General features: G+C 62.4%; 22 protein-coding genes and 1 tRNA gene. 5 read left to right on the forward strand and 18 right to left on the reverse strand.

Going from position 1 to position 25,587, the window contains the following annotated elements; translation table 11 throughout:
• Window positions 1-102 precede the first annotated feature (102 nt).
• Window positions 103-834, reverse strand: coding sequence for a BPL-N domain-containing protein (locus RHM60_RS07455; RefSeq protein ID WP_209983260.1), 732 nt, complete (start codon window positions 832-834; stop codon window positions 103-105).
• A gap of 156 nt (window positions 835-990) precedes the next feature.
• On the opposite strand from RHM60_RS07455, the gene RHM60_RS07460 reads away from it, so the two are divergent.
• Window positions 991-1,617 (forward strand): glutathione S-transferase, encoded by a 627-nt coding sequence (locus RHM60_RS07460; protein ID WP_322214109.1) that lies wholly within the window; start codon window positions 991-993, stop codon window positions 1,615-1,617.
• Between the two features lie 237 nt (window positions 1,618-1,854).
• Here the strand turns inward: RHM60_RS07460 and RHM60_RS07465 are convergent, their stop codons facing one another.
• From RHM60_RS07465 to RHM60_RS07485, 5 genes are all read right to left on the reverse strand, one after another.
• Window positions 1,855-3,591, reverse strand: coding sequence for an OPT family oligopeptide transporter (locus RHM60_RS07465; RefSeq protein WP_322214111.1), 1,737 nt, complete (start codon window positions 3,589-3,591; stop codon window positions 1,855-1,857).
• Between the two features lie 75 nt (window positions 3,592-3,666).
• Window positions 3,667-5,805, reverse strand: a complete 2,139-nt coding sequence (locus RHM60_RS07470; RefSeq protein WP_373460551.1) for a methyl-accepting chemotaxis protein — start codon at window positions 5,803-5,805, stop codon at window positions 3,667-3,669.
• 186 nt (window positions 5,806-5,991) lie between these two features.
• On the reverse strand, window positions 5,992-6,687 hold the full coding sequence (locus tag RHM60_RS07475) for a tRNA (adenine(22)-N(1))-methyltransferase (RefSeq protein WP_322214113.1): 696 nt from the start codon (window positions 6,685-6,687) through the stop codon (window positions 5,992-5,994).
• A 16-nt stretch (window positions 6,688-6,703) separates the two neighbouring features.
• Window positions 6,704-7,093: an addiction module antidote protein gene (locus tag RHM60_RS07480; RefSeq protein WP_322214115.1), complete on the reverse strand. Its 390-nt coding sequence runs from the start codon at window positions 7,091-7,093 to the stop codon at window positions 6,704-6,706.
• 1 nt (window position 7,094) lies between these two features.
• A complete protein-coding gene (locus tag RHM60_RS07485) occupies window positions 7,095-7,397 on the reverse strand; it encodes a type II toxin-antitoxin system RelE/ParE family toxin (RefSeq protein ID WP_209983273.1) in 303 nt (100 codons plus the stop codon).
• Window positions 7,398-7,643: 246 nt separating this feature from the next.
• On the opposite strand from RHM60_RS07485, the gene RHM60_RS07490 reads away from it, so the two are divergent.
• Window positions 7,644-7,805, forward strand: a complete 162-nt coding sequence (locus tag RHM60_RS07490; RefSeq protein ID WP_209983274.1) for a DUF2986 domain-containing protein — start codon at window positions 7,644-7,646, stop codon at window positions 7,803-7,805.
• Window position 7,806: 1 nt separating this feature from the next.
• Here RHM60_RS07490 and RHM60_RS07495 read toward each other — a convergent pair whose 3' ends face one another.
• The 4 genes from RHM60_RS07495 to RHM60_RS07510 all read right to left on the reverse strand — a co-directional run bounded on the left by RHM60_RS07495 (window position 7,807) and on the right by RHM60_RS07510 (window position 11,063).
• Window positions 7,807-9,018: a YeeE/YedE family protein gene (locus tag RHM60_RS07495; RefSeq protein WP_322214118.1), complete on the reverse strand. Its 1,212-nt coding sequence runs from the start codon at window positions 9,016-9,018 to the stop codon at window positions 7,807-7,809.
• 90 nt (window positions 9,019-9,108) lie between these two features.
• A complete protein-coding gene (locus RHM60_RS07500) occupies window positions 9,109-9,903 on the reverse strand; it encodes a DNA/RNA non-specific endonuclease (RefSeq protein WP_209983278.1) in 795 nt (264 codons plus the stop codon).
• A gap of 127 nt (window positions 9,904-10,030) precedes the next feature.
• Window positions 10,031-10,106: transfer RNA gene (locus RHM60_RS07505), tRNA-Asn, on the reverse strand.
• Window positions 10,107-10,166: 60 nt separating this feature from the next.
• Complete coding sequence (locus tag RHM60_RS07510) at window positions 10,167-11,063, reverse strand: LysR family transcriptional regulator (RefSeq protein WP_209983280.1); 897 nt, start codon at window positions 11,061-11,063, stop codon at window positions 10,167-10,169.
• A 98-nt stretch (window positions 11,064-11,161) separates the two neighbouring features.
• Between RHM60_RS07510 and lldD the strand changes: the two genes are divergently transcribed.
• Window positions 11,162-12,319, forward strand: a complete 1,158-nt coding sequence (gene lldD / locus RHM60_RS07515) for an FMN-dependent L-lactate dehydrogenase LldD (RefSeq protein WP_209983282.1) — start codon at window positions 11,162-11,164, stop codon at window positions 12,317-12,319.
• Between the two features lie 167 nt (window positions 12,320-12,486).
• Window positions 12,487-13,413, forward strand: a complete 927-nt coding sequence (locus RHM60_RS07520; RefSeq protein ID WP_322214120.1) for a GGDEF domain-containing protein — start codon at window positions 12,487-12,489, stop codon at window positions 13,411-13,413.
• 21 nt (window positions 13,414-13,434) lie between these two features.
• Here RHM60_RS07520 and RHM60_RS07525 read toward each other — a convergent pair whose 3' ends face one another.
• The 7 genes from RHM60_RS07525 to RHM60_RS07555 all read right to left on the reverse strand — a co-directional run bounded on the left by RHM60_RS07525 (window position 13,435) and on the right by RHM60_RS07555 (window position 21,197).
• Entirely contained in the window at window positions 13,435-14,202 is a 768-nt protein-coding gene (locus tag RHM60_RS07525) for a TenA family transcriptional regulator (RefSeq protein ID WP_416195181.1), read from the reverse strand.
• Between the two features lie 78 nt (window positions 14,203-14,280).
• Window positions 14,281-16,743 carry an EAL domain-containing protein gene (locus RHM60_RS07530; RefSeq protein ID WP_209983290.1) on the reverse strand — a complete coding sequence of 821 codons (2,463 nt, stop codon included), beginning with the start codon at window positions 16,741-16,743 and terminating at the stop codon, window positions 14,281-14,283.
• Between the two features lie 71 nt (window positions 16,744-16,814).
• A complete protein-coding gene (locus RHM60_RS07535) occupies window positions 16,815-18,608 on the reverse strand; it encodes an ABC transporter ATP-binding protein (RefSeq protein WP_209990432.1) in 1,794 nt (597 codons plus the stop codon).
• A gap of 1 nt (window position 18,609) precedes the next feature.
• On the reverse strand, window positions 18,610-19,245 hold the full coding sequence (locus RHM60_RS07540) for a DsbA family protein (protein WP_209983292.1): 636 nt from the start codon (window positions 19,243-19,245) through the stop codon (window positions 18,610-18,612).
• Window positions 19,246-19,248: 3 nt separating this feature from the next.
• Window positions 19,249-20,190: a rhodanese-related sulfurtransferase gene (locus RHM60_RS07545; protein ID WP_209983293.1), complete on the reverse strand. Its 942-nt coding sequence runs from the start codon at window positions 20,188-20,190 to the stop codon at window positions 19,249-19,251.
• A 188-nt stretch (window positions 20,191-20,378) separates the two neighbouring features.
• The gene (locus RHM60_RS07550) at window positions 20,379-20,672 is read right to left on the reverse strand and encodes a BolA family protein (protein ID WP_209983295.1); all 294 of its coding nucleotides are present in this window, start codon (window positions 20,670-20,672) and stop codon (window positions 20,379-20,381) included.
• 6 nt (window positions 20,673-20,678) lie between these two features.
• The gene (locus RHM60_RS07555; RefSeq protein ID WP_003236690.1) at window positions 20,679-21,197 is read right to left on the reverse strand and encodes a DUF2059 domain-containing protein; all 519 of its coding nucleotides are present in this window, start codon (window positions 21,195-21,197) and stop codon (window positions 20,679-20,681) included.
• Window positions 21,198-21,389: 192 nt separating this feature from the next.
• Between RHM60_RS07555 and RHM60_RS07560 the strand changes: the two genes are divergently transcribed.
• Window positions 21,390-22,778 (forward strand): class II fumarate hydratase, encoded by a 1,389-nt coding sequence (locus RHM60_RS07560; RefSeq protein ID WP_209983297.1) that lies wholly within the window; start codon window positions 21,390-21,392, stop codon window positions 22,776-22,778.
• Between the two features lie 373 nt (window positions 22,779-23,151).
• On the opposite strand, the gene RHM60_RS07565 is transcribed toward RHM60_RS07560, so the two are convergent.
• The gene (locus RHM60_RS07565; protein WP_231423102.1) at window positions 23,152-24,108 is read right to left on the reverse strand and encodes a DMT family transporter; all 957 of its coding nucleotides are present in this window, start codon (window positions 24,106-24,108) and stop codon (window positions 23,152-23,154) included.
• Between the last annotated feature and the right edge of the window lie 1,479 nt (window positions 24,109-25,587).

Below are 25,587 nucleotides of genomic sequence, written 5' to 3' on the forward strand. Positions count from 1 at the left end.
CACCATACGGGCGCAGAGCCAGGCGAAAAGGCCTGAGTACGTCACGATCGTGCCTGATGTCGACATGCACAAAAACGCAGGCCGCCCGTGACGCTGGCGGCGTTACTCCTGAACGCTGCGGATCAACGCACCGAACAGGTCGCCACGGGGCATTTTGTCCAGCGGGATATCGGCGTTCTCGAACCACTCGCGCCCGGCTTCCGGGTGCGGGCCACTGAGTACCACCACGCCCTTTTTATAGGTGTAGCGCGCGGCCGCGACGTCGCCATTGTGGTAGGTCGCGAGGGTCTGGTAAGGCGTGGCTGCGGTGGATGTGGGGAAGTACGGCCCGTCCTGATAGAACACGTAGTCCGGCTTGCCGGCCCAGGTGACGCGCACCGCTGCGTCGTCGATGCCGCTGACTTCAAAGCCTGGACGACCGGCTTCGGTGTCGATGGCGTCGGGGATCAGGCCGAGGTTGTTGTCGTCCGCCAGATAGGCGCCCATGCACAGGCCCAGGTAGCGGCCGCCCTTGGCCACATAGTTGCGGATAGCCTCGGCGCGCTCGTCGCCCAGGCTGTCGAGCGCGCCGGGAATGTCCTGGCCGCCGCCTGGCTGCACGTAGAGGTCGTAACGCGCGAGGGTTTGCGCGGTGATGTCGATGTCCTCGTCCGCGCCGACGAAGTCGACCTGGTAGCCGGGGTTGAGGCGCAGCAGGGCTCTTTTCACATTTTCCGAGCAGTCATCGCACCCTGCCGGGCCCCGGTAGATGGCGACATGGGTGATCGGCGCGGCGGCGTACGCCTGGAAGGCGGCGAAGGCAAGGAAGGTGGCGACAACGGCGTGCAGTTTCATGGTGGCGGGTTCTTCACAGATTGGGGGCACGCGCATAGCCTAAAGCGAATGGCCGCTTAAAAAAGTTAACAGTTGTAAACGCCCTGGGGGATCCCGCGGCACTCTGCGGCCCTGTGACAGTCCATTCCTGCACACCCCCCTACTCTGGAGCCGTCCATGATCACCGTCCATCACCTCAACAATTCACGTTCCCAGCGCATCCTGTGGCTGCTGGAAGAGCTTGGCCTGCCGTACGAGATCAAGCGTTACCAGCGCGACCCGAAAACCAACCTGGCGCCGCCGGAACTCAAGGCAATCAATGCGCTGGGCAAGTCGCCGGTGATCGAGGACGGTGGCAACGTGGTGATCGAGTCCGGCGCCATTGTCGACTACCTCATCCGCCGCCACGGCGCCGGCCGCCTGCAACCGGACGCCGGCAGTGCCAGCTACGATCAGTACGTGCAATGGCTGCACTTTGCCGAAGGTTCGGCCATGTTGCCGCTGATGCTTAATTTGTATGTGGGCCGCCTGGGTGAAGCGGGCGCGCCGCTGCATCCGCGTATCGAGTCGGAAGTGGCCAATTATCTGGGGTATCTGGATAACGCCCTGGCAAACTCGCCCTACCTGCTGGGGGATGAGTTGAGCGGCGCGGATATCCAGATGAGTTTTATCGGCGAAATCGCCAAGGCTCAGGGCAAGTTGCAGGCTTACCCCAACCTGGCGGCGTGGGTGCAGCGCTTCCAGGTGCGGCCGGCGTATCGCAAGGCGGTGGAGCAAGGTGGCGAGTATGCGTTCGCCAAGTGAGGCGTAGAGCCGGTCTGTTGTGGCAAGCGGACTTGTTGTAGCAAGCGGGCTTGTTGTGGCGAGCAGGCTTGTCCTGCGTTGGGCTGCGCAGCAGCCCCAAAGCCAGGCGCTGAGCCGTATCAGGTACACCGCGTTTTGCTCGATTGGGGGCGCTTCGCACCCCAACGCGGGGCAAGCCCGCTCGCCACAGGCATGGGATTGGCTGAAATATCTCACGCCCACATCGGATCTGCCGGCTTAGCGAAACATCTGCCACAACGACGCCCCGACGCCGGTGATGCTCTCACCGGCAATCAACCCCGCTGCTGCCGTGATCGCAAAGCGCTGCGTCACACTCGGCCAGCGCAGGCTGACCAGCCAGGTGAGCACCGCGCCCAGCGCCATCATCAACGACACCGAGGCCGGCAGCACAAACGCCAGGCCCAGGGCGGCGGCACTCGGCAGGTAGCGCGCGCGATGGGCCGGCAAGGTGCTGTCGAGCACGCCCAGCAGCACGCCGATCAGGCCGGCGATGCCGATCGCCCAGCGAATACTCGGCGACAGTGAATCCAGGCCATGGGTGAGGGTTTGCGCCACGGCTTTCCAGGTGGCCACGGCCGGTGCCGGCCACTCCTCGGTGAGCAGCATGCCCTGCGGATCGGGGATCAGCGCCAGGTAGGCAAACACGCCGACGATGCTGCCGACGAAGATCCCCAGGATCTGCGCAATCATCTGCTTGCGTGGCGTCGCCCCAATCGCCTTGCCCACCTTGAAGTCGTTCATCAGGTCGGTGCACTGCCCGGCCGAACCACCGGCGGTGTTGGCGCTCATCAGGTTGATCGGCACCTGCCCCGGCGCGACGATGCCGAAACTCAACTGGGACAATTGCCCGATCGCCCCGATCGGCGGAATGCCGGTGGCGCCCACCACCCGCGCCGCCACGGCCGCCAGGCAAATCGCCAGGGGGATGGTCAGCAGGGCCATGCCCAGGTTGATGCCGAACAGCAGCGCCTGCAGGCTCACCACCAGGATGATCGACAGCACGAAACAAGCCGCCGGCCCGGGCCTGGGCAGGGTCCAGGGCGTACCGCCGCCGGCTTTGCTCGAGGCATGCAACGCCCACAGGCGGATCGCCAGCGAGGCCAGGGTCGAGCACACCATCAGGCTCACGCCCGGCCACAGCAGCCATTCCACCAGCACGGCGAACTGCGGGCCACGGCTGCCCTCGGGCAGGCTCACCAGATGCTGCGCCAGCAACCACGGCCCCAGCCCGCCCCAGGCGAGCAGCGCACCGAGCAACAGGGTCAGGCCCACGCGCAAGCCGATGATGCCGCCAAACCCGAGCAGCAACAGCGAAGGATCGGCGGTAAACGTGAGGCGTTCAAGCTGCACGCTCGGCGACCAGCGCGGGAACGCCCACATGAAGGTATCCACCCACTTGACCAGCCCGGACAGCAACGCCGCGCCAAGCAGCACTTTCAAGCGTATCGCGGCTTCGCGGCCGTGGTTGTAGATGTGCAGTAAGGTCTCCAGGGTGGCCATGCCTTCGGGAAACTTCAGCGCCTTGTCATTGAGCAACGAAGGCCGCAGGTACCAGGCAATCCAGATGCCCAGAAAGCTCACCGAAAACACCCAGGCGATCATCGGAATCGGGTCCAGTTGGTGGCCGGTGAGCAAGGTGTAGGCCGGGATCGGCGCCACCAGCCCGCCGGAAATGATCGACGCCGCCGCCGAGGCGACGGTCTGGTTGATATTGCTCTCGTGCAGCGTCCACGGCAGTGCCGTGCTGGAGCGCCTGGCCAGGCCTTGCCAGATCGCGTAACCGACCAGCAAGGCGATGATTGACATGTTGAATGACCAGCCGATCTTCAGGCCGGCGTAGACATTGGAGGGGGTCAACAGGATGCCGAGCACGACTCCGGTAATGACCGCGCGCGGGCTGAGTTCACGTTCGACGGGGCCGTGCAAAGGGGATGTTGGCGGGGTTGAAGGCATGCGGATTCCTTTCGGCAAGGGCACAGGGCGACTTAACAAGTGAGCCCCGTAACCCTCGAAGGTTCATCCGCAGCCTCAGCCCAGGCGGAACCGCGCGGTGTTGTCGCTCAAGGCGCGGCTGCCTCTGCTCAAGGTATCCGCCGCCTGGTTCACCGCCCGTGCACCGTCGAGCAAGCGCCCGGCCGCCTGGTCCACCTGCTGGATATTGCCGCTCACTTCATCTGCGGTGGTGGCTTGTTCTTCCACTGCAGCCGCGATCTGCGCCAGGGTGTCGGTGACGTTCTGCACCGCGCCGGCGATTTCACCCAGGCGCGTGCCCAGGCCGGTGACCGACTCGGCGTCGGTGAGGGCCTGCTCGCAGGCAGCGCCCATCAGGCTGACGGCCTGGCTGACCGTGGCGCGCAGGCTGTCCACCGTGTTGGCGATCTGCGCGGTGGAGGCCTGGGTGCGTTGCGACAGGCTGCGCACTTCATCGGCTACCACGGCAAAGCCCCTGCCCTGCTCCCCTGCGCGCGCGGCTTCGATGGCCGCATTGAGCGCCAGCAGGTTGGTCTGTTCGGCGATGCCGCGAATGGTGTCGACCACCGACTGAATCTGCTGGCCCTGCTGGCTCACCTGCTCCAGCGCGTTGGCGGTGTCGGTGAGGCGCTGGTTGAGTTGCTGGATGCTGGCGGTGGTGCGCTGGCTGTCGCGGCTGCTGTCTTCGGCGATGCGCCGGGTCTGCTGGGCGCTGCCGGATGCCTGCTCGCAGCTTCTGGCCACGCCCATCGACGTGGCCGCCAGTTGGGTGGCAGCGGCGGCGATCTGGCTGATCTGGTGCTGCTGGTCTTCAACCTCGTTGAGGGTACTGCCCGACTGGGCATTGAGGGTCAGCACCGCCGAACCGAGCTGCTGGGTCTCGTGGTTGACGCCGAGCAGGCTGGTGCGCAACTGCGCCACGGCAACGTTGAGCGCGGCGCTGATGGCGGCCAGTTCGTCACGGCCTTGCACCGCCACTTCCACGCACAGGTTGCCGTCGCGCAACGACTCGGCCAGCGTGGTGATACCGCTGGCACTGCGTTGAATCGAGGCCTGCAGGCACATGAACAGGTACAGCGCCGCCAGGGCCAGCAGGCTGAACGTGGCCGCCACCGGCACGAATTGCTGCAGGGAACGGGCGTGGTAATAGTTCAGGCGCGCGTCCAGCGAGTTCAGCGACTGGTTGCGCAGCGCGCCGAGGCCGCCGAGCATGGCGTCGACACTGCGGTCGAAGGCGGCGCTGTCGAGCTTGATGGTGCCGCCGAACACGCCGTCGTCGAGGATTTTGAGTTCGCTGTCGAGCAGTTGCAGGCTGTTATCGTACTGCGCGCTCCACGCCTCGAGACCGGCGTAGGGCTTGGCCTTGAGCGAGGCGGCGGCCTTGACCAACTGGTCCCGCGCGTCGCCGATGCGGCTACGCAGGTCGCGCATCTGCAAGCGGCTTTGCAGGGTGAACTGCCCGGACGCGATGGACGACTGCCCCACACTGGCCATGCGCCCAACGCGCTCGATCAGGTCCGGCGTCTGCTGGGTGGAGATCTGCATCAACAGGTAGGTTTCCAGCCACGGGTCGAGGATCAGGCCGGTGTCGAGGGCGATTTGCTCGCGCAGGCCTTGCATCGCGGTCAGCGCCGAAGTGAAGCGGTCGTAGCCGTCCGGCCACCAGCCGACGGTGCGCAGGGATTGCGTGTCCATGCCTTTGACCGTCGCTTGCAACGCCGTAAACCGGGCCAGGGTTTCGGCGCTGGCCTGCTGGGCAGCGAGCGTGTCGCCCAGGGCTTGCAGGCTCTGCTGGATCATGGGGTTAAAGGCATCGACCTTGTCCATCGCCGCTTTGGCTGCCGGGGTGGGTTCGCGCAGCAGGTCCACCGCTTTCCACCGCGCGGCCAGGTTGCGCTGGGCGGTGAGTTGGCTGTCGAGGGAGTCCATGGCCAACAGTTGCTGAACGCCGGACTTTTCGCTGGAAATCACCGCACTTTTCTCGCGGTAGTCCGCCGCGATCATCCACAGGCTGCCGACCAGCGGCAGCATGAACAGGAGGAATAGAATCTGAAACTTGCGCGCAAAACCGAAGCGCCCGAGCAGGCGCATACCGGGTGATAACAGACTGTGCATTGCCGACAACTCCTGGAACAACCCACACCGTGCACGGCGAGGCGAAGCCTTGAAACGACTAACGGCAAAATGCCATGTCATTGATTGGGCTGGCACAAGCAAGATATGGGCCGCTGGCCACAGGCCCGGAATTGGCGGTGTGGCGAGGAGCCGCCCCGTGAGAGGTGCGCAAAATTGGGGCGAAAGCACTCAGTGTGTGGCGCACACTGTAACCGGGCACCGGATTGGTGCGGCGCCCTGTGGGAATGCGCTGATCATGGCGAGGTATTACGCCAGCAAGTCGCTGATCCATCGCACCTGCCGTTGAAGTGCTTGCAGCCTATGTTCCGGGCCACCTTGCAACGCTCGCTCGAAGCCTGCGAGGGTACGCTGTTTCAGGCGCAACAGACGCTGCCACTTGGCGAAAAATACCGGGCTGCGCGCCTGCAGGTTCAGCGGGCCGAAGTACAGTTGTTCGGGCGTATAGGCGACCGGCCCGGTACGTTCGGCAACGATGATTTCGTAGTAGAAACGGTTCTCGTGCAGCAGTTCCTCGTGGAGGATTCGGTAGCGGTTGTCCATCAGCCACTGACGCAGCGGTTGCTCACCGCCATTGGGCTGCAGGATCAGGCGTTCCTGGCCGGTGAGACGCGCCTTGCCAGCGTCGAGAATGTCGCGAATCGTCTCCCCGCCCATGCCGCACAGGCTGATGGCGGTAATCCCGTCATCCGGTTCGATAGCCGCCAGCCCACTGGCCAGGCGCACCCTGATCAGCGGCTCCAGACCCTTCTCACGGACACTGCGCTCGGCCGCCCGAAAGGGCGTCTCGGCCACCTCCCCTGCCACCGCCGCCGTGATCACCCCGCGATGCACCAACGCCACCGGCAGGTAACCGTGATCGGAACCGATGTCCGCCAGGCGCGCCCCCGCCGGCACCTGCGCCGCCACGCGCTCAAGGCGTCGGGATAATGTGTGTTCGTTCAACTGTGGGTCCTTTGGATCATGAATCGCCGGCGACGGCCTGTTTGGCCCGTACCGTTTTTTGACTGGCAGGTGCAGCCATTGGCCGCACCGTCAGCTCGACGCCCAGCGCCGCCATCAATTTCTGGACAGTCTCATAGCGCGTTTTGCTACCGCCCTTCAGGGTTTTATACAGACTCTCTCGGTTCACCCCGGCTGCCTCTGCCACCTTGCTCACGCCCAACGCTTTAGCGACCTCGGCCAGCGCCTTCATCAGCAACTGCGGGTCATTGGCCTGCATGCTGTGCGCCAGGTAAGCACTGATGGATTCCGGGCTGTCGAGGAAGCGCGAAGCTTCATAGGTGCGGGTGCCGGTAGTGTCCAGGTCGAGGATCGGCATGTCCTCTGGCTTGAATTTTGACTCGCTCATCTCACTGACCTCTCAGGGCATCAAGAATCTCTTTTGCCCGTTTGATTCCTCTCTTCTGATCGGTTTTATCACTCCCCCACAGCATCAGGTAGGCAGTAATTCCCGTACGTACAAAGTAAACCCTGTAGCCGGGGCCGACGAAAACACGCATTTCACTCAGGCCTTCGCCTATCGACTCACAATCGCCAAAGTTGTTTTCTTCAGCGCGGTCAAGTCGGGCCAACACAGCAGTCTTGCCCCAAACATCCCTCATACCGTCGAGCCATGTATCGAACTCTGGCGTCCTGCCGATCAAATTGGTCACAGCATCACTTGTAGCCTATCGACTACTCCTTGCCAATGCTAGTGGATTTTAGATGCCGGTGCGTACCGGTCAAAAAAACCTAGTCCAGCCCGTGTAGTGGCTGCTTATCGATTCTATTAACGCTTGTTTCCAGGTTGGATCGCGTCGCGCAATCAAGCCAGGTAAACCACTTGAGCCCGACCAGCCAGCGGTCATGCCAACTCAAACTGCTATCATCCGCGCCTGCACACATCCGGACTGGAAACCATGAACCGTCAAAAGAAACTGCAGCAACTTTTCAAGGCGAAGGCGAAGAAGGCCAATGCCAAATTGGCGCCTAAAAGCAAAGACAAATACATCAGCAAGGCCGAGCGGGAAAGGCTGGCGAACGAAGCGGATCAAACACCCGGGCTTTCCCCGCAGAGCTGATTCAGCAACCGTTCAACGCCACCTGCGGCCTTTCACCTGGGAAGAAAAACGGCCGCAGGCGCACACCCACGCCGTTGCCGATAAACGCCGCCACCAGCCACACCCAGCCATGCAGGCTGCCCGAGGCAATGCCGCTGAAGTACGCGCCGATGTTGCAGCCGTAGGCCAGGCGCGAGCCGTAGCCGAGCAGCAGCCCGCCGATTACCGCCGCCACCAGTGAACGCGTGGGGATTTTCAGGCTGGGGGCGAAGCGTCCGGCCAGGCCTGCGGCCAGCAGCGCGCCGAGAACGATGCCGATGTCCATCACGCTGGTGATGTCTTCCCATACCGGCGCGGCCAGGGCCTTGGCATTGCCGGGCATCTGCCAGAACGCCCAGCCGGACACGTCCACCCCCAACCCGCTCGCCACCTTGGCGCCCCACAGCGCGAACGCTGAGGTGATGCCCCACGGCCGACCGGCCAGGGCCAGGGTGGCGTAGTTGAGCAGCGCCAGGCCAATCGCGCCCCACACCAGCGGCCACGGCCCGCGCAGAAAGCGGCGCAGCCCCTGGTGCTCGCTTGTCACGCCTTCTTCAAGCTGGCCATGCCGGGCTTTTTCCAGGCGCACGGTCAGCAACGCAATCGCCGCAAACACCACCAGGCTCAGGACCAATGCTGGTACTACGCCAAAACTCTTGACGATGGACATCGCCGGGAACGCCGGCAGCGCAAACCACCAATCCACATGGTGCGTGGCGATCAGCGAACCACAGATAAAGAACAACAGTGTCACCAGCATGCGCGCATTGCCGCCGCCCACGGTGAACAAGGTGCCCGACGCACAGCCGCCCCCCAGTTGCATGCCGATGCCGAAGATAAAGGCGCCAAATACCACCGACACCCCGGCCGGCGCCACCAGCCCCACCACCGGCTGGCCAAACAGCGTGCCCGCGCCCAGCGCCGGGAAAAACAGCAGCACCGCCACCGCCAGCATCACCATCTGCGCACGCAGCCCGGCACCGCGCCGGTCCTTGATGAACACGCGCCACGCCGAGGTGAAACCGAAGGCGGCGTGGTAGAGGGTCAGGCCCAGGGCAGCGCCGACCACCAGCAACAGCACCTGGCGCGCGCCGACCGTGTTTTGCAGGAACAGCGCGCCGGCGACCAGCAGGATAAAGGCCAGCAGCGGCGCGACTGGCTTGCGCGTGGGCGCCAGCGAAAGGGAGGTGCTCATGGAGATCTCGTTTGACGTTGATTGCAGGACGGTCAGTATGCCGTTTTTTCGTAGCAGCCGGCTCACCCGCTCCTACAGTGGGACGCTCGATCAGCCACGGCCTATCGAACCGCTCACCGGCAGATTGCCCAACAACTTCAGCCCGGTGGTTTTCACGAAGCTGTCGTAATCCATCGGCCGTTGAATGCGGGTTTCCGAATTAGGCAGCACATAGGCCCAGGCACGTTTGGAAGCGGCGTCATACACCAGTTTGAACAGCCGCGTCGGCACCCACACCTTATTGCGGCCAATGGTGCCGTAGCCCGCGTCGAACAACGGCCCGGTGAACACAAACACATCGCCGCCCGCGCGCGCGGCGAACTTGCGCACATCGGACTCGACCTTGCTCCAGATCTTGCGGTTGTTGGTGGGGTCTTGCGGCACCATGTTCGACAGCGCGAACGACTGCGCCATGGCATGCGCGTCTGGCGCGTCGGCGGCCGGCGACTGGTGGCCGCGGTCCACCGCAGGGTGCTGGGCATGGTAGTCACTCAGCTCCGCGCGACCGCCTTTGGGAATGCGCGGGTCGGCGTAGAACTGGTTGGTACGCTCTTCGCCTTTGGCAGCTTTCAACAAGGCGGCGTTGAGGCGTTCGACCACCACCAGCGGCGTCTTGCTGGTTTGCGAGTAGAGCACGGCAAAGTTGTCGGAACACAGCGCCAGCGGTTTCAGGCTGGCGGGTACGGTAGCGGTGTTGATCGGTGCGGCCGGGAACAGGTCGGCGCAGCTGTCAAAGGACAGGCGCTTTTCGTCGTTCGAGTAGAGGGCCGACAGGTTGCGGGCGTGGGCGACAGGCGCAAGGAAAACCAGGGCAGACAAGGCAGCGGCAATAATACGTAAGTGCATGTTTCATATCTTGAAAGTGGGGGCCTGTTGACCGCCCTTTTTCAGTTTAGTGCCTGCCCGGCCTGGTCTGTTACCTTCGGCAAATCCCAGGCAAAAAAAAGCCTGCATCGCTGCAGGCTTTTCTATCTGGCTCCACGACCTGGACTCGAACCAGGGACCCAATGATTAACAGTCATTTGCTCTACCAACTGAGCTATCGCGGAATGCGCCGTATGTTACTGATTAAAAAGAAGAAGTCAACCCTGCCCTGCTGACTGCCAGGTTTAAAGCGGATGGCCTGCAGAAAGCTGCTGCTCCTCGGCCAGATCCAGCCAGGCCCGCGCCGCCGGCGGCAGGTGTGCGCTGCTGCGCCAGGCCAGGGCGATGTGCCAGTCGGTGTGCGGTTCGTCCAGGGGGATCAGGGCAATGCCGGCGTGCTGGTGCTTGAGCGCGAGCATGCGCGGCAGGAAGGCGACACCGAGGCCGGCGGCGACCAGATCGACGATGAAGTCGATCTGTGCGCTGCGCGCGGTGACCTTGGGTGTCACACCCCTGCGCTCGCAGGCGGCGAGGATCTTGGCGTTCAGCGCGAAGCCGGCTTCAAAGAGGATGAACGGTGAGTCGGCCAGATCCGTGAAGTCGATGCGGCTGCGCAGCGCCAGAGGATGGCTGACCGGCAAGACGGCGATCAAGGGTTCATTGCGTACGGGCTGATAGTCGAAGCCTTCATCCACGGGCAACAGCAGTGCCGCGAGGTCGACCTCACCGGCTTGCAGGCATTCGCGCAGTTTCTTGCTGCCGTATTCGGTCAGCTCGATCTCGATGTCCGGGTAGCGGCTGCGGTAAATCGCAAACATGCTCGCAAACAGCAGGCCGCAGCCCACCGGCGGCAAGCCGATGCGCAATACGCCGCGTTTGAGGCCGCGCAGGTCGTGGATTTCGGCCACAAGGTTGGCGTGTTCGGCGAGCAGCGCCAGCGCGTGGCGGTAGGTCATTTCGCCGGCGGCGGTAAGCTCGTTTCGGTGACCGAGACGATTGAGCAGCGGCATGCCCAATTCCTCTTCCAGGGTCTTGACCGCCTTGCTTACGGTGGACTGGGTGAGGGACACCACCTCGGCCGCCTGGGAGAACCCTCCCTGGCGCACCACCTCAACAAAGGCGCGCAATGTGCGCAGGTTCATCGGCATTCCTTTTGCGACTTGGCTGTAGTGATAAAAGTTGTTTTTATCATGCCAGATCTTTGCCTATGGTTAACGCATCCTGCCGGAGACACTGCCCAATGATCATCTCGTCCGCTTCCGATTACCGCGCCGCCGCCAAGCGAAAGTTGCCGCGTTTTTTGTTCGACTACATCGACGGCGGCGCCTACGCCGAACACACCTTGCGCGCCAACTGCTCGGACTTGACCGACATCGGCCTGCGCCAGCGGGTGCTGCGCAACGTCGACAACCTGAGTCTCAGCACCTCGTTGTTCGGTCAGGAACATGCCTTGCCGGTGATCCTGAGTCCGGTGGGGCTGACCGGCATGTTCGCGCGGCGCGGTGAAGTGCAGGCGGCCAGGGCGGCGGCCAACAAGGGCATTCCCTTTTGCCTGTCGACGGTGTCGGTGTGTTCGATTGAGGAAGTGGCGTCGCAAAGCTCGCAGCCCCTCTGGTTTCAGTTGTATGTGCTCAAGGACCGCGGCTTCATGCGCAACGCACTGGAGCGCGCGCAGGCTGCCGGCGTGACCACTCTGGTGTTTACCGTCGACATGCCGACGCCCGGTGCACGCTACCGCGACGCGCACTCGGGCATGTCCGGGCCGTACGCCGCTCAGCGCAGGCTGTTGCAGGCCATCACCAAGCCGCAGTGGGCGTTCGATGTGGGGTTGATGGGCCGCCCCCACGACCTGGGCAACATTTCAACGTATCTGGGCAAACCTACGCACCTGGAAGATTACATGGGCTGGCTGGCCAACAACTTCGACCCCTCGATCAGTTGGAAAGACCTGGAATGGATCCGCGACGTCTGGAAGGGCCCGATGATTATCAAGGGCATCCTCGACCCGCAGGATGCGAGGGACGCAGTGAGTTTCGGCGCGGACGGCATCGTGGTGTCCAACCATGGCGGGCGGCAGCTCGATGGCGTGCTGTCCACCGCCAGGGCGCTGCCGCCCATTGCCGACGCGGTGGGCGATGAGCTGACCGTGCTGGTGGATTCGGGCATTCGCTCCGGTCTCGACGTGGTGCGCATGCTGGCCCTGGGTGCCAAGGCCTGCCTGCTGGGGCGCGCCACTGCCTATGCGCTGGCTGCCGATGGCCAGCAGGGCGTGGAAAACCTGCTGGACATCTTCGCCAGGGAAATGCGCGTGGCCATGACACTGACCGGCGTGACGTCGATTGAGCAGATTGATCACAACATCCTGGTGCATCAGCCAAATAACCGGCGTGACACTTAGGCGGGCGTTTGCGCCCGTAGAAACCGCCATTGATTTGTAAGGTGTTTTTTTTAATTAAACGAATTGGCATGAATCTCGCTCTAACACTTCCCAAGCAGGGCAAGTAATGGCACCCGACACGCTGACTTAGCCTGTAAGACGTTCAAGTGCTGAGAGGCCGATTGCTGATGAAAACACCTACCCAGATCCACGCAATCGACTTCGACAGCGCCAAATTGCAACGCCTGGGTTTCGGTCAGCCCTCGCCGCTGCCGCACCGCCCCGTAACGCTGGCTCAGTTACGCCAGCAACTGGGGCAGCATCTGCAAACCAGCCTGGAGCCGGAGCGCATCCTGGGTCTGTTCTTTCGCGAAATCCAGCGACTGGTGCCCCTCGACGCGATGGTTTATCGCCATCAGGCCAGCGACCTGCGACTTGAGTTCGGCCAGCGCGGCCATCACTCGGTGAGTTACACCCTCAGCCACGAGGGCGAACCTCTGGGCGAACTGGTGTTGCGCCGCAACCAGCGCCTGGCCGAGGAAGAGCTGGGGCAGCTCGAATCACTGCTGTCCACCCTGCTCTACCCAATGCGCAATGCCCTGCTTTATCGCACGGCCACCCGTAGCGCGCTGCGCGACCCGCTGACCCAGACGGGCAACCGCATCGCCATGGACCAGACCCTGCAGCGCGAAATCGACATGGCGCGCCGGCATTTGAACCCATTGTCGCTGCTGATGCTGGACATCGATCACTTCAAGCACATCAATGACACCCATGGCCACAGCGCCGGCGACCACGTGCTGCGCGCAGTGGCGGCGTCGATCAAGGGCCAGTTGCGTAATGTGGACATGGTGTTCAGGTATGGCGGGGAAGAATTTCTGATCCTGCTCTCCAACACCAGCCGGGAGGCGGCGGCGATGGTCGGCGAGCGACTGCGCCAGGCGGCACAGGCCGAGAATTATTGGGCGGACGATATCCGCATCGATCTGACGGTGAGCCTGGGTTGCTCCACCTTGCTGGCGGCCGAATCCGCCGAGAGCCTGCTGCGCCGCGCCGACAACGCCTTGTATGTCGCCAAGCGTGAAGGTCGCAACCGTTTGGCAATGGCGGGGTAAGCCCCCGCCACTGGGTTTACATCATGCTTCGCTGGCCACGCGTACCGGCCGTTCTCGGGCGGCCACGGGCGCTGTTTCTCTCTCCAGAAGCATGCAGCTTTCCAGGAACAGGTACATGTAGTCGTAGCTCTTGCACACGGCCTGGCGCAGTTCTTCCTGCAGGGCTCTGGTCGGGTTCATGCCGGCCAGGGTGCAAATGATCTCCAGCGCTTCCCATGGGTGAGCATCGTCGTACTGGGCATGCATCTTCAACCACTTCATCGCCCGCTTGCGGTCTTCCTCAGGGAAGGCCGCCGCATACACGCCGGTTGAACACACCACGGCCGACCACTCCCCGGTCGCCCCCTCGATCGCATAGTTGGTGGCGGCAATCGCGACGATCAACGCATCGGACGAACTGGTGTGCCAGCACCAATGGCTCAGTGCGTGCAGCTCCGGCGGTACGTTTTGCGCCTGCAGTTCTTCAAGGCTGACGCCATGGGCACGGGCCCAATGAACCCAATAGTCGGCGTGGTTGAGTTCCACACGAATATTGCGCATCAGCCAACGTCGCGCCATATCCTCCCCAGGATGGCGCGCGAACTTGGTTTTGGTGAGGTTTTGTGCCATGTACAAGGCAAACTGTTCCACCACAGGCCAGCCACCGATCAGGTAGTGGCGCATGGTTTTGGCGCTGAGCGTATTGTCGCGCATGCGCTGGTACAGTTCGTGTTCGACAACCCGGCGCTTGCTCTCGCTACAGTCCTGGATCAGTTGTTGCGCCCAGGCTGGGTAACTCGAGGCTTCCATAAGCGGGCCGGTTCGGTTGAATGTGTCGATCACTGTAGGGCTCCTTTTTAAGTGTGATTGTACAGACCAGCAAATGTTTCAGCGGAATGTGCCGGGCGCCTTGAATAACAATGGCTGCGGCCGCGCGGGTCGGCACTGCAGGCTATCGAAGGTAAACAATTGCGGGCGTTCAATCAGGTAGCCCTGAGCGTAATCCACACCAATCTCCAGTAACGCCTGTTCGATTTGGGGTGTCTCTACAAACTCGGCAATTGTGCGCTTACCCATGACATGGCCGATATGGTTGATCACTTCAACCATGGCACGGTTAATCGGGTCGTCCAGCATATCCTTTACGAAACTTCCATCGATCTTCAGGAAGTCTACAGGTAAATGTTTCAGATAAGCGAATGAGGACATTCCGGCGCAAAAGTCGTCGAGGGAGAAGTGGCAACCTAAGGCTTTGAGTTCATTAATAAAGCGAATTGCACTGCCCAAATTGGCGATAGCACTTGTCTCGGTTATTTCAAAACAAATCATTTCCGGTGGAATACTGTAAGTGTTGAATTTCTCACGTAAAAAGCCGAGAAAATCATCATCGCCAATGGTGATGCCTGACAGATTGATCGCACACATCGCCATGGGCCGGCCCGGGCGCTCATGCAGGCAGCGGGCGATAATCTTGAACACGTTTTCCACCACCCAGCGATCCAGAGACGTCATCAGCCCATAACGCTCGGCCGCCGGAATAAAACTGTCCGGCAGAATGATGCGGCCGGTTTCATCGTGCAGGCGCAACAGGATTTCAATGTGGCCACTGCCACCCTCCGTTTGCCCCAGCGGCGAAATTTCCTGGGCGTACAGGCAAAAACGGTCTTCTTCCAGTGCCATGTGCAAACGCTGTACCCAGGCCATTTCACCAAAGCGCATGGACAGCTCGGAATCGTCGGCATGGTAGACCTGCACGCGGTTGCGGCCTTTTTCCTTGGCCATGTAGCAAGCCATGTCGGCCGTGCGCAGCGAGGTTTCCAGGGTGGTCGGCGTGCTGGTGATATGCACCAGGCCGATGCTCACGGTGGTCATGAACGGCCGGCCCTTCCAAACGAAATGCAGGCTTTGCACCGTATGGCGCAGGCTTTCGGCGATCTTTTCCGCCACCGGCACCGGGCAGTTCTCCAGCAGGATGCCGAACTCGTCGCCGCCCAGCCGTGCCAGGGTGTCATCTTCGCGCAGGTCCGATTGCAACAACGCGCAGATATGCCGCAGCAGTTCGTCACCTGCCGCGTGCCCGCAGGTGTCATTGACCAGCTTGAACTGATCCAGGTCGAGGAACATCAGCGCATGCCGGGCATTGGGCTGGCGCCCCGCCTGCTGCAACACCTGCTCCAGGCGGTGCTCGAATTCGCGCCGATTGGCCAGACCGGTCAAGGCATCGTGAGTCGCCTGCCAGGACAGGTTGGCGATGTATTGACGCTCCTGAGTCATGTCATGCAGCACCAGCACCGCGCCACTGATCTTGCCTGCGCTGCGGATCGGCGCCCCCACCAGCGTCACCGAAACAGTGCTGCCGTCCAGGCGCTGGATCAGCGTTGAATGGTCACTGCCGCCACTGAGCTGACCTTTGATGATGTGTTCGATCAGGGTGAAGCCATCGGACTCGGCATCTTCATCCAGCAACTTGAACAGCGCCGCCAGCGGCAAACCCTGGGCCTGGGCCGAGGTCCAGTGGGTCAGCGCTTCGGCAGCCGGGTTCAGGTAAGTGATCGCGCCGTCGACATCAGTGGTGATGACGCCGTCACCGATTGACTCCAGGGTGATCTGCGCGCGTTCCCTCTCGAGTTGCAGCGCATCGGCAAACGCGTGGCGCTGGGTCAGCAGTTTGTGCGTGCGCAGCAGCGCCAGTGCGATCAAAACCAGGGCGGTGGCCAGGTTGGTGATCACCAGCAGCCGCAGAATCATCCGCGACCCCTCGCCCAAGGCATCGCTGAAGGCCATGGCTGCCGGCGTCACGCCATCGTTGATCGCAAAAATATGCGCCTTCCAGCGCCGCACATCCCGCTCGCTGACCTGGCCGCTGTTGATCGCGCCGTGCATCGAGCGGGCCAGGTCATCCAGTTGCACCAGGTAGCCGTCGCCCACCGTCCACAGCTCGATGGCTTTTTCCAGGTAGCTGAAATGGCGAAAGTTGAGGTACAGCCAGATCAGGCTGGACACATCGTCCGGGTGATTCCCCCCCTTGAGGATGCCCTGGCGCGCGGCCTCGGTGTCCGGCACGGGCTGGTCGAGCGCGATGCGCAGTTCATGCCCGCCCTGGGGCACGGCGATGGCTTGCTGGTACTTGAGATAGGTGGCCGCGTCGCGGTTATCGGCGTAGAGCGTGAGGTAATAGATGGCGTCCTTCTGGCCCTTGGACCACAAGCTTTCACCCGCCACATAGCCACGCACCGCCGACAGCACGTACAGACTGAGACAGCCCAACAGTGCCTGAAACAGTACGACGGCAATGAAGGGCCAGACGATGCCCAGCAGCCGTGGCGTTCCTAGAGTCCGCTTTTGCTTCATGAAGTCCCTTGCACATGCACAGCTGGGTAAGCGCACGAAAATCTGCTTCCGATAGCTCAGCCTAGGCCAAATCAACGCACTTGTTGCAGGTGCCCGTAAAGTTTGGCGTAAAGCCCGCCATCGGCGATCAACTGCTGGTGGTCGCCATCTTCGGCAATGTGACCGCCATCGAAGACCAAAACTCGATCGGCCTGCTTCACCGCCGACAGACGGTGGGCGATGATCAGTGTAGTACGGCCGCTGAGAAACCGCGCCAATGCCTGATGCAGGTTGTACTCGGTGGCCGCATCCAGCGCCGAGGTGGCCTCGTCGAGTATCACCACCTTGGGTTCGGCCAGCACCATGCGCGCAATCGCCAGCCGCTGACGCTGCCCGCCCGAAAAGCGCACACCGGAGCGCCCCACCACACTGTCCAGGCCCTGAGGCAGGGCCTTGACGGTCACATCCAGTTGAGCGATTTCCAGGGCCTGCCAGCAGGCCTCATCGCTGCGTTCACGGCCCATGGTCAGGTTGGCGCGCACCGTGTCGTTGAACAGTGCCGGATGCTGCAGCACCACCGCCACGTTTTCGCGGATGGTCTCAAGGCCGATGGCCTGCTGGGTTGCACCGCCGAACCGGATGCTGCCGGCTTGCGCCGTGTACAACCCGAGCAGCAGTTGCACCAGGGTACTTTTGCCGCCGCCGCTGGCCCCCACAATCGCGACCTTCTCACCAGGCGCGATGGTCAGGTTCAACTGGTTCAGCACCCGCTCTTCGCCATAGCCGAAATCCAGGCCGCGCACGTCGATACCGACGGTCTCGCGCCCGCTGAACGGGTCTTCACCACCGGCATACTGCGGCTCGTCGGCACGCGCCAGCAGCTCGTTGATGCGTGTCAGCGCACCGCCCGCCGCATAGTAGGCGTATTGCAGGTTCAGCAACTGTTCCACCGGGCCGATCATGAACCACAGGTAGCTGAACACGGCGAGCATCTGGCCGATGGACAGATCGGAAAACAGCACCGTGAGCATCGCCGCCGCGCGGAAAATGTCGATACCGAACTGGAACAACAGGCCACTGGCGCGGCTGGAGGCATCGGTTTTCCATTGCGAGTGGATGGCGTAGTCACGCACTTCCCGGGCACGCTCGCCCAGGCGTCCGAGAAAGAAGCCCTGGCGATTGCCGGCGCGCACTTCCTGGATGGCGTCCAGGGTTTCGGTGAGCGCCTGGGTGAAGCGCGAGGTGCTGTCGTTTTCCAGCTTCTTGAGGTGCTTGACGCGCTTGCCCAACTGCACCGTGAAGTAGATCACCAGCGGGTTGAACAGCAGAATCAACAGCGCCAGCTGCCAATGCATCCACACCAGAATCGCCGAGGTGCCCACCAGCGTCAGCATCGCCACCAGAAAGCGGCTGAGGGTTTCGCCGACGAATTTGTCCAGCGTATCCAGGTCGGTGACCAGGTGCGTGGTCACGGTGCCGCTGCCCAGGCTTTCGTATTCGCCGAGGGAGATGCGCTTGAGCCGTTCGATCAGGCGCACGCGGATGCGGTACACGATGTCCTTGGCCAACCGCGCAAACAGGCGCGCCTGCACCACGTTGAACACCAGCGCGCCACAGCGCAGGGTCAGGGTGACCAGCAGCATCAGGCCGATATAGCCAGCGGCTTTTTGCCAACCCAGGGGCAGCGCGTGGTTCATCACCTTGAGCGCGGCATCGCCGCTGCCCAGCAGCACTTCGTCGACCAGCAGCGGCAGCAGCAGGGGAATCGGCACGCTGCACAGGGTCGCCAGCACGGCCACGCCATTGGCAATCCACAGGGATTTTTTGTGACGCAAGGCCAGGCGGCGAATTTCCGCCCAGGTCAGGCGGTCGATGCGGGCGGGCAGCTCAGGCACTGGCCGCTCGCTCAAGCCATCGGCTCAACAACGGCGAAAGCTCGGACAATGGCTGGTAGCCGTTGGTCAGCAAGGCCAGTTGGCCATCGCGCTCGGCCAGCAGCGTCGGGAAACCGGCGATGCCCAGGTCCTGCACCCAGCTGAAATCCGCCGCCGTCGCCGCATGCTGCTCGGCACGGTCGAAGGCACCGGCAAATTCGATGCGCGGGATGCCCGCCTGTTCGGCCAATTCAACCAGTACGCTGGCCAGAGTCACATCGCGGCCCTCGACATAAAACGCGCGCTGGATCAGCCCCAGCAGGATCCACGCGCAATCCGGCGCCAGGCTGCGCGCGGTGACGATGGCGCGGCAGGCAGGTTCGGTGTCGTAGACAAAGCCGTCGGGCAAGGCCCCTTCGCGCTTGAACGGCTGGCCGGTGGCGTCGGTGACAGCCTGCCAGTGTTCAAGGATGTAGCGTCGGGTGGTCGGCTCCAGCGCCGCGCCGCTGCCGGTACGCAGGCCGCCCACCACCAGGTGCACGTCCACGCCGGCCGCCTGGGCCTGCTCAACCAGTGCCTGCGCCACCGGGGCAAAGCCCCAGCACCAGGAACACATCGGGTCCATCACATAGAGCAGGCGCGCGGACATGGGTCAGGCCTCGGAAGGGGTTTGCTTGTAGTTGAAGCCAATTGGGTGCGGCAGGTTGCGGGCCTTGGCCAGCTCGATCTGCTTCTGCCGGTCGATGGCGCTGCGACGGGTTTTCTCCGGCAGCTTATCCCAGCAATGCGGGCAACTGATGCCGGCCACATAGTGCTCGGACGCACGGTCCTCGACGCTGACCGGTGTGCGGCAGGCGTGACACTGATCGTAGTCGCCCTCGCTGAGGTCATGGCGCACGGTCACCCGGTTGTCGAACACAAAGCAGTCGCCTTGCCATTTGGTTTCTGCCTGCGGCACTTCCTCGAGGTACTTGAGGATGCCGCCCTTGAGGTGATAGACCTCATCGAAGCCCTCGCTGAGCATGAAGCTGGAGGCCTTCTCGCAGCGAATGCCGCCGGTGCAGAACATGGCGACCTTCTTGTGTACGGCCGGGTCGAAGTGGGCCTTGATGTAGTCGGGAAACTCGCGAAAGCTGGTGGTCTTCGGGTCGATCGCGCCTTCGAAGGTGCCGATGGACACTTCGTAGTCGTTGCGGGTGTCGATCAACAGCACCTCGGGGTCGCTGATCAGCGCATTCCAGTCCTGCGGTTCAACGTAGGTGCCGACCTTTTTGTTCGGGTCGACGCCTTCGACGCCCAGGGTCACGATCTCTTTCTTGAGCTTGACCTTGGTGCGGTAGAACGGCTGGTCGTCGCAGTAGGACTCTTTGTGGTCAATGTCGACCATGCGCGGGTCTTTCTTCAACCAGGCCATCAGGCCGTCAATGCCTTCGCGGCTGCCGGACACGGTGCCGTTGATGCCTTCTTCGGCAATCAGCAGGGTGCCCTTGATGCCGTTGTCGACCATTGCCTGCAGCAGTGGCTCGCGCAGGGCGACGTAATCTTCGAGGGTGACGAACTTGTACAGTGCCGCCACGACGATGGGGTGGGTCATGGGTGTTCTCTCCAGGTGGCTACCCTCGTAAGGGGTGAACCGGATAACGGCAGTTGCGAGTTTTTAGCCGCAAGCTGCAAGTAAAAGCAAAAAAAACGCGCCGACTGGGCGGCGCGTTGGGGATTGTAGCAAGAAGGCAGCTGCGAGGGCTCTAATCTTGTCGCTGGCAGCTGACACTTGTGGCTGCCTCAATGCCCTCCGGCGCAGGTCGGCGAGGCCGGGGCTGCGTCGATTTTCGCCCATTCATCAGGCGTGTAGGTATGCAGCGCCAACGCATGAAACTCGCTCATCAGGTCCCCCAGGGTGGCGTAGACCGTCTGGTGGCGCTTGACGCGGTTGAGCCCCTCGAACTGCTGGCTGACCAGCACGGCCTTGAAGTGGGTCTGCAACCCACGGCTGTGCATGTGGCTTTCATCCAGCACGCTCAGGTGTTGCGGGCTCAGGGCGGCGAGCGCGGTTTCGATACGCTGTTGCATGGTCATTCCTGCTTACTTCTTCTTGGCCGGTGCGGCGGCTTTTGGCGTCAGCTCGTTGGTCATGTCTTCCAACAGCTTGTTCACTACCGGCACGGCGCTTTCCAGTTTGGCCTGGGTCATCTGAGCCGATTGCTGGGTCAGTTGCGGCATTTTTTCCAGGACCTTCTTGCCCAGCGGCGACTGGTAGAACGCAACCAGGTCCTTGAGCTCGGACTCGCTGAAATTGGTGGTGTAGAGCTTGACCATGTCCGGTTTCAGCTTCGGCCAGCCGATGGCCTGATCGAGCGCGGCGTTGGCCTTGGCCTGGTAGCTGTCCAGTACGGACTGCTTGGCGGCAGGCGCCTTGGTCTGTTCGAAACGCTGGGCGAACATTTGTTGCACTTGCATGTACACCGGGGTTCCCAGCTTGTCGGCATGGGCCAGGGTAAGAAAGGCTTCGGCACTGGCGTTGTGGCTGGCGGTATCGGCAAAAACCTGGCCGCTGGCGCAAACCAGAGCAACCGCGGTACAGATGGCACGAAGACGAGTCATCGAGTTTCCTTTTCTACAGGCGAGGTAAGACCCCAAGGGCGACCATTCTGCGCCTAAAAAACCTCGCGGCTCAACCCCAGGCCTTGTCGGACAAGGATCAGCGCCGCTTTAATCCGATGAAAAGTCTTTTATGGAACCCCCCTGCCCCATCACGGCCTAAACTGCGCTGACTGACTTCAAGGAGAGTGCCCGATGAGCCGTATCGAAACCGACAGCCTGGGAGACGTTCACGTCCCGGATGACGCTTACTGGGGCGCCCAGACCCAACGTTCGCTGGTGAATTTTGCCATTGGCGAGCAACGCATGCCGCTGGCAGTGCTTCACGCCCTGGCCCTGATCAAGAAAGCCGCCGCGCGCGTCAACGACCGCAACGGCGACCTGCCCGCCGACATCGCCCGCCTGATCGAACAGGCCGCCGACGAAGTGCTCGCCGGTACTCATGACGACCAGTTCCCGCTGGTGGTATGGCAGACCGGCAGTGGCACCCAGAGCAACATGAACGCCAACGAAGTGATCGCCGGACGCGCCAACGAACTGGCGGGCAACAACCGCGGCGGCAAGAGCCCGGTGCATCCCAACGACCATGTGAACCGCTCACAAAGCTCCAACGACTGCTTCCCCACCGCCATGAGCATTGCCACCGTAAAAGCGGTGCACGAACAATTGCTGCCGGCGATCACGGTATTGTCCGGCGGCCTGGCGGAGCTGGCGGCGCGGCACATGAAGCTGGTCAAGACCGGCCGCACCCACATGATGGACGCCACGCCGATCACCTTCGGCCAGGAACTCTCGGCCTTCATCGCCCAGCTCGACTATGCCGAACGCGCCATCCGCAGTGCCCTGCCCGCCGTGTGCGAGCTGGCCCAGGGCGGCACTGCCGTCGGCACCGGGCTCAACTCGCCCCACGGTTTTGGCGAAGCGATCGCCGCCGAGCTGGCTGCCCTTTCCGGCTTGCCGTTCGTGACCGCGCCGAACAAATTCGCAGCCCTCTCCGGCCACGAACCGCTGGTGACCCTGCACGGCGCGCTGAAAACCCTGGCTGTGGCCCTGATGAAGATCGCCAACGACCTGCGCCTGCTCGGCTCCGGCCCCCGCGCCGGCCTGGCCGAAGTCAAACTGCCGGCCAACGAACCCGGCAGCTCGATCATGCCCGGCAAGGTCAACCCCACCCAATGCGAAGCCCTGTCGATGCTGGCCTGCCAGGTGCTGGGCAACGACGTCACCATCGGCATCGCCGCCAGCCAGGGCCACCTGCAGCTCAACGTGTACAAGCCGGTGATCATCCACAACCTGCTCGAATCCATCCGCCTGCTGGCCGACGGCTGCAACAACTTCCAGGAACACTGCATCGCAGGTCTTGAACCGGACGCCGAACAAATGGCCGAACACCTGGAACGCGGCCTGATGCTCGTCACCGCGTTGAACCCACACATCGGCTACGACAAGTCCGCACAGATCGCCAAAAAAGCCTATGCCGAAGGCCTGACCCTACGCCAGGCCGCACTGGACCTGGGCTACCTCACCGACGAAGAATTCGACAAATGGGTACGCCCTGAAAACATGCTGGAAGCCGGCCATTAAAAAGCCCTTGATCCGCTCTTGATCTTGATCTGCTTTTGATCTTGACCTTGATCTCAGGCGCCCCGGCAACCACGCTGGCCGAACGCAGGCTTGAATCCGTGGGTAACCCGGCAGGACGCCGGGTTAGCCGCACTGGGCCAGGGATGGCCCATTGCGGCGGCCCACGGATTCAAGCCTGCGTGCGGGCACACCGAGCCTGAGCGAGGTGCCGAGTGGTGGGGCAAAGCGTTTTTGGTTACTTTTTGCGCTCTTCAAAAAGTGACCCGCCGTAAGGGCGGAACCAATAGCCGCCATCACCGCAGCAACGGATATGTACACAATAAAGCCGCCATCGGGAGCAAGCCCCCTCCCACAGTTGAAACGCTGTACGCCCTTAGGAAGCCAGTCTTAACCGACGAGCCCTGAGCCCCGCAATCAAAGAAGGCGCCAAAGCGACCATCGCCGACCCCATCACCACCACCAACGCCCCAAAATACCCCAACGCATTAATCTCCTCAGCCTGCACAAACCCAGGCCACCACCACGCCGCCAACGCCACCGCCACAAACGTCACCAACGGCGTCAACGCCAACGTCGCACTCACCCGGGAAGCTTCCCAGTGCGCCAGCGCCTCCGCAAACGCCCCATACGCCACCAACGTGTTCATGCAGCACGCCAGCAACAACACCCCCTGCAACGGACTCAACGCCAACGCCTCCAGCGGCTGCGCCCACGGCGTCAACAACGCCGCGCAAAACAGATAAATCACCATCATCACCTGCAGCGAATTCCACACCGTCAGCAACTGCTTCTGCCCCAGCGCATAAAACACCCAGATCGTGGTCGCCAACAGCACCGTCAACACCCCGGCGGTATAAGTGCCCATGGACGTGAGCAGCTCCGCCAGGCGCTGATTGAAGAACAACCCGAAACCCACAATCAACACGACCAACCCCAAGCCTTGCCCAAGGCTGAAGCGCTCCTTGAACACAAACACACTGGCGACCATCAGAAAGATCGGCCCCATCTGCACCACCAGTTGCGCGGTGCCGGGGCTGAGCATTTTCAGGCCCACCAGGTACAGCACGTAGTTGCCCACCAGTCCGCACACCGCCATTGCTACCAACCCGCCACCTCTGGCGCCCAGCACCTTCAAGCTGGGCAAACGCCGGGTCGCCGCCAGGTAGATGAACAGGCAACCGCCGGCCACCATCAGGCGAAACCAGGTGACGGTGATCGGGTCCATCACCTGCAAGACCTGTTTGAGCTTGATCGGGAGAATGCCCCAGAGCAATGCGGTCAGCAGGGTCAAGAGAAAACCGTAGACCCAGCGACCGGAAGAGATGTGCATGAGTTGCCCCAAATGCCTGAGGTAAAAGAGCCTGCATTCTAGGGCCAAGCAAACAGATCGGGCTATGCCCTAATGCCGTTCAGGCAAGCGCAGATCCCCTGTGGCGAGCAGGCTTGTCCTGCGTTGGGCTGCGCAGCAGCCCCAAAGCCAGGCGCTGAGCCGTATCAGGTACACCGCGTTTTGCTCGATGGGGGCGCTTCGCACCCCAACGCGGGGCAAGCCCGCTCGCCACAATAAGCCCACACATTTTCCTTAACTGAACGGCATTAGGGCTTGCCCCAATGCCGTTCAGCTAAGCGCAGATCCCCTGTGGCGAGCAGGCTTGTCCTGCGTTGGGCTGCGCAGCAGCCCCAAAGCCAGGCGCTGAGCCGTATCAGGTACACCGCGTTTTGCTCGATGGGGGGCGCTTCGCACCCCAACGCGGGGCAAGCCCGCTCGCCACAATAAGCCCACACATTTTCCTTAACTGAACGGCATCAGGGCTTGCCCCAATGCCGTTCAGCTAAGCGCAGATCCCCTGTGGCGAGCAGGCTTGTCCTGCGTTGGGCTGCGCAGCAGCCCCAAAGCCAGGCGCTGAGCCGTATCAGGTACACCGCGTTTTGCTCGATGGGGGGCGCTTCGCACCCCAACGCGGGGCAAGCCCGCTCGCCACAATAAGCCCACACATTTTCCTTAACTGAACGGCATTAGGGCTTGCCCCAATGCCGTTCAGCTAAGCGCAGATTCCCTGTGGCGAGCAGGCTTGTCCTGCGTTGGGCTGCGCAGCAGCCCCAAAGCCAGGCGCTGAGCCGTATCAGGTACACCGCGTTTTGCTCGATGGGGGGCGCTTCGCACCCCAACGCGGGGCAAGCCCGCTCGCCACAATAAGCCCACACATTTTCCTTAACTGAACGGCATCAGGGCTTGCCCCAATGCCGTTCAGCTAAGCGCAGATTCCCTGTGGCGAGCAGGCTTGTCCTGCGTTGGGCTGCGCAGCAGCCCCAAAGCCAGGCGCTGAGCCGTATCAGGTACACCGCGTTTTGCTCGATGGGGGGCGCTTCGCACCCCAACGCGGGGCAAGCCCGCTCGCCACAATAAGCCCACACATTTTCCTTAACTGAACGGCATTAGGGCTTGCCCCAATGCCGTTCAGCTAAGCGCAGATCCCCTGTGGCGAGCAGGCTTGTCCTGCGTTGGGCTGCGCAGCAGCCCCAAAACCAGGCGCTGAGCCGTATCAGGTACACCGCGTTTTGCTCGATGGGGGCGCTTCGCACCCCAACGCGGGGCAAGCCCGCTCGCCACAATAAGCCCACACATTTTCCTTAACTGAACGGCATTAGGGCTTGCCCCAATGCCGTTCAGCTAAGCGCAGATTCCCTGTGGCGAGCAGGCTTGTCCTGCGTTGGGCTGCGCAGCAGCCCCAAAGCCAGGCGCTGAGCCGTATCAGGTACACCGCGTTTTGCTCGATGGGGGGCGCTTCGCACCCCAACGCGGGGCAAG

The organism is Pseudomonas sp. MH9.3 (genome assembly GCF_034354675.1).
Lineage (GTDB): Bacteria > Pseudomonadota > Gammaproteobacteria > Pseudomonadales > Pseudomonadaceae > Aquipseudomonas.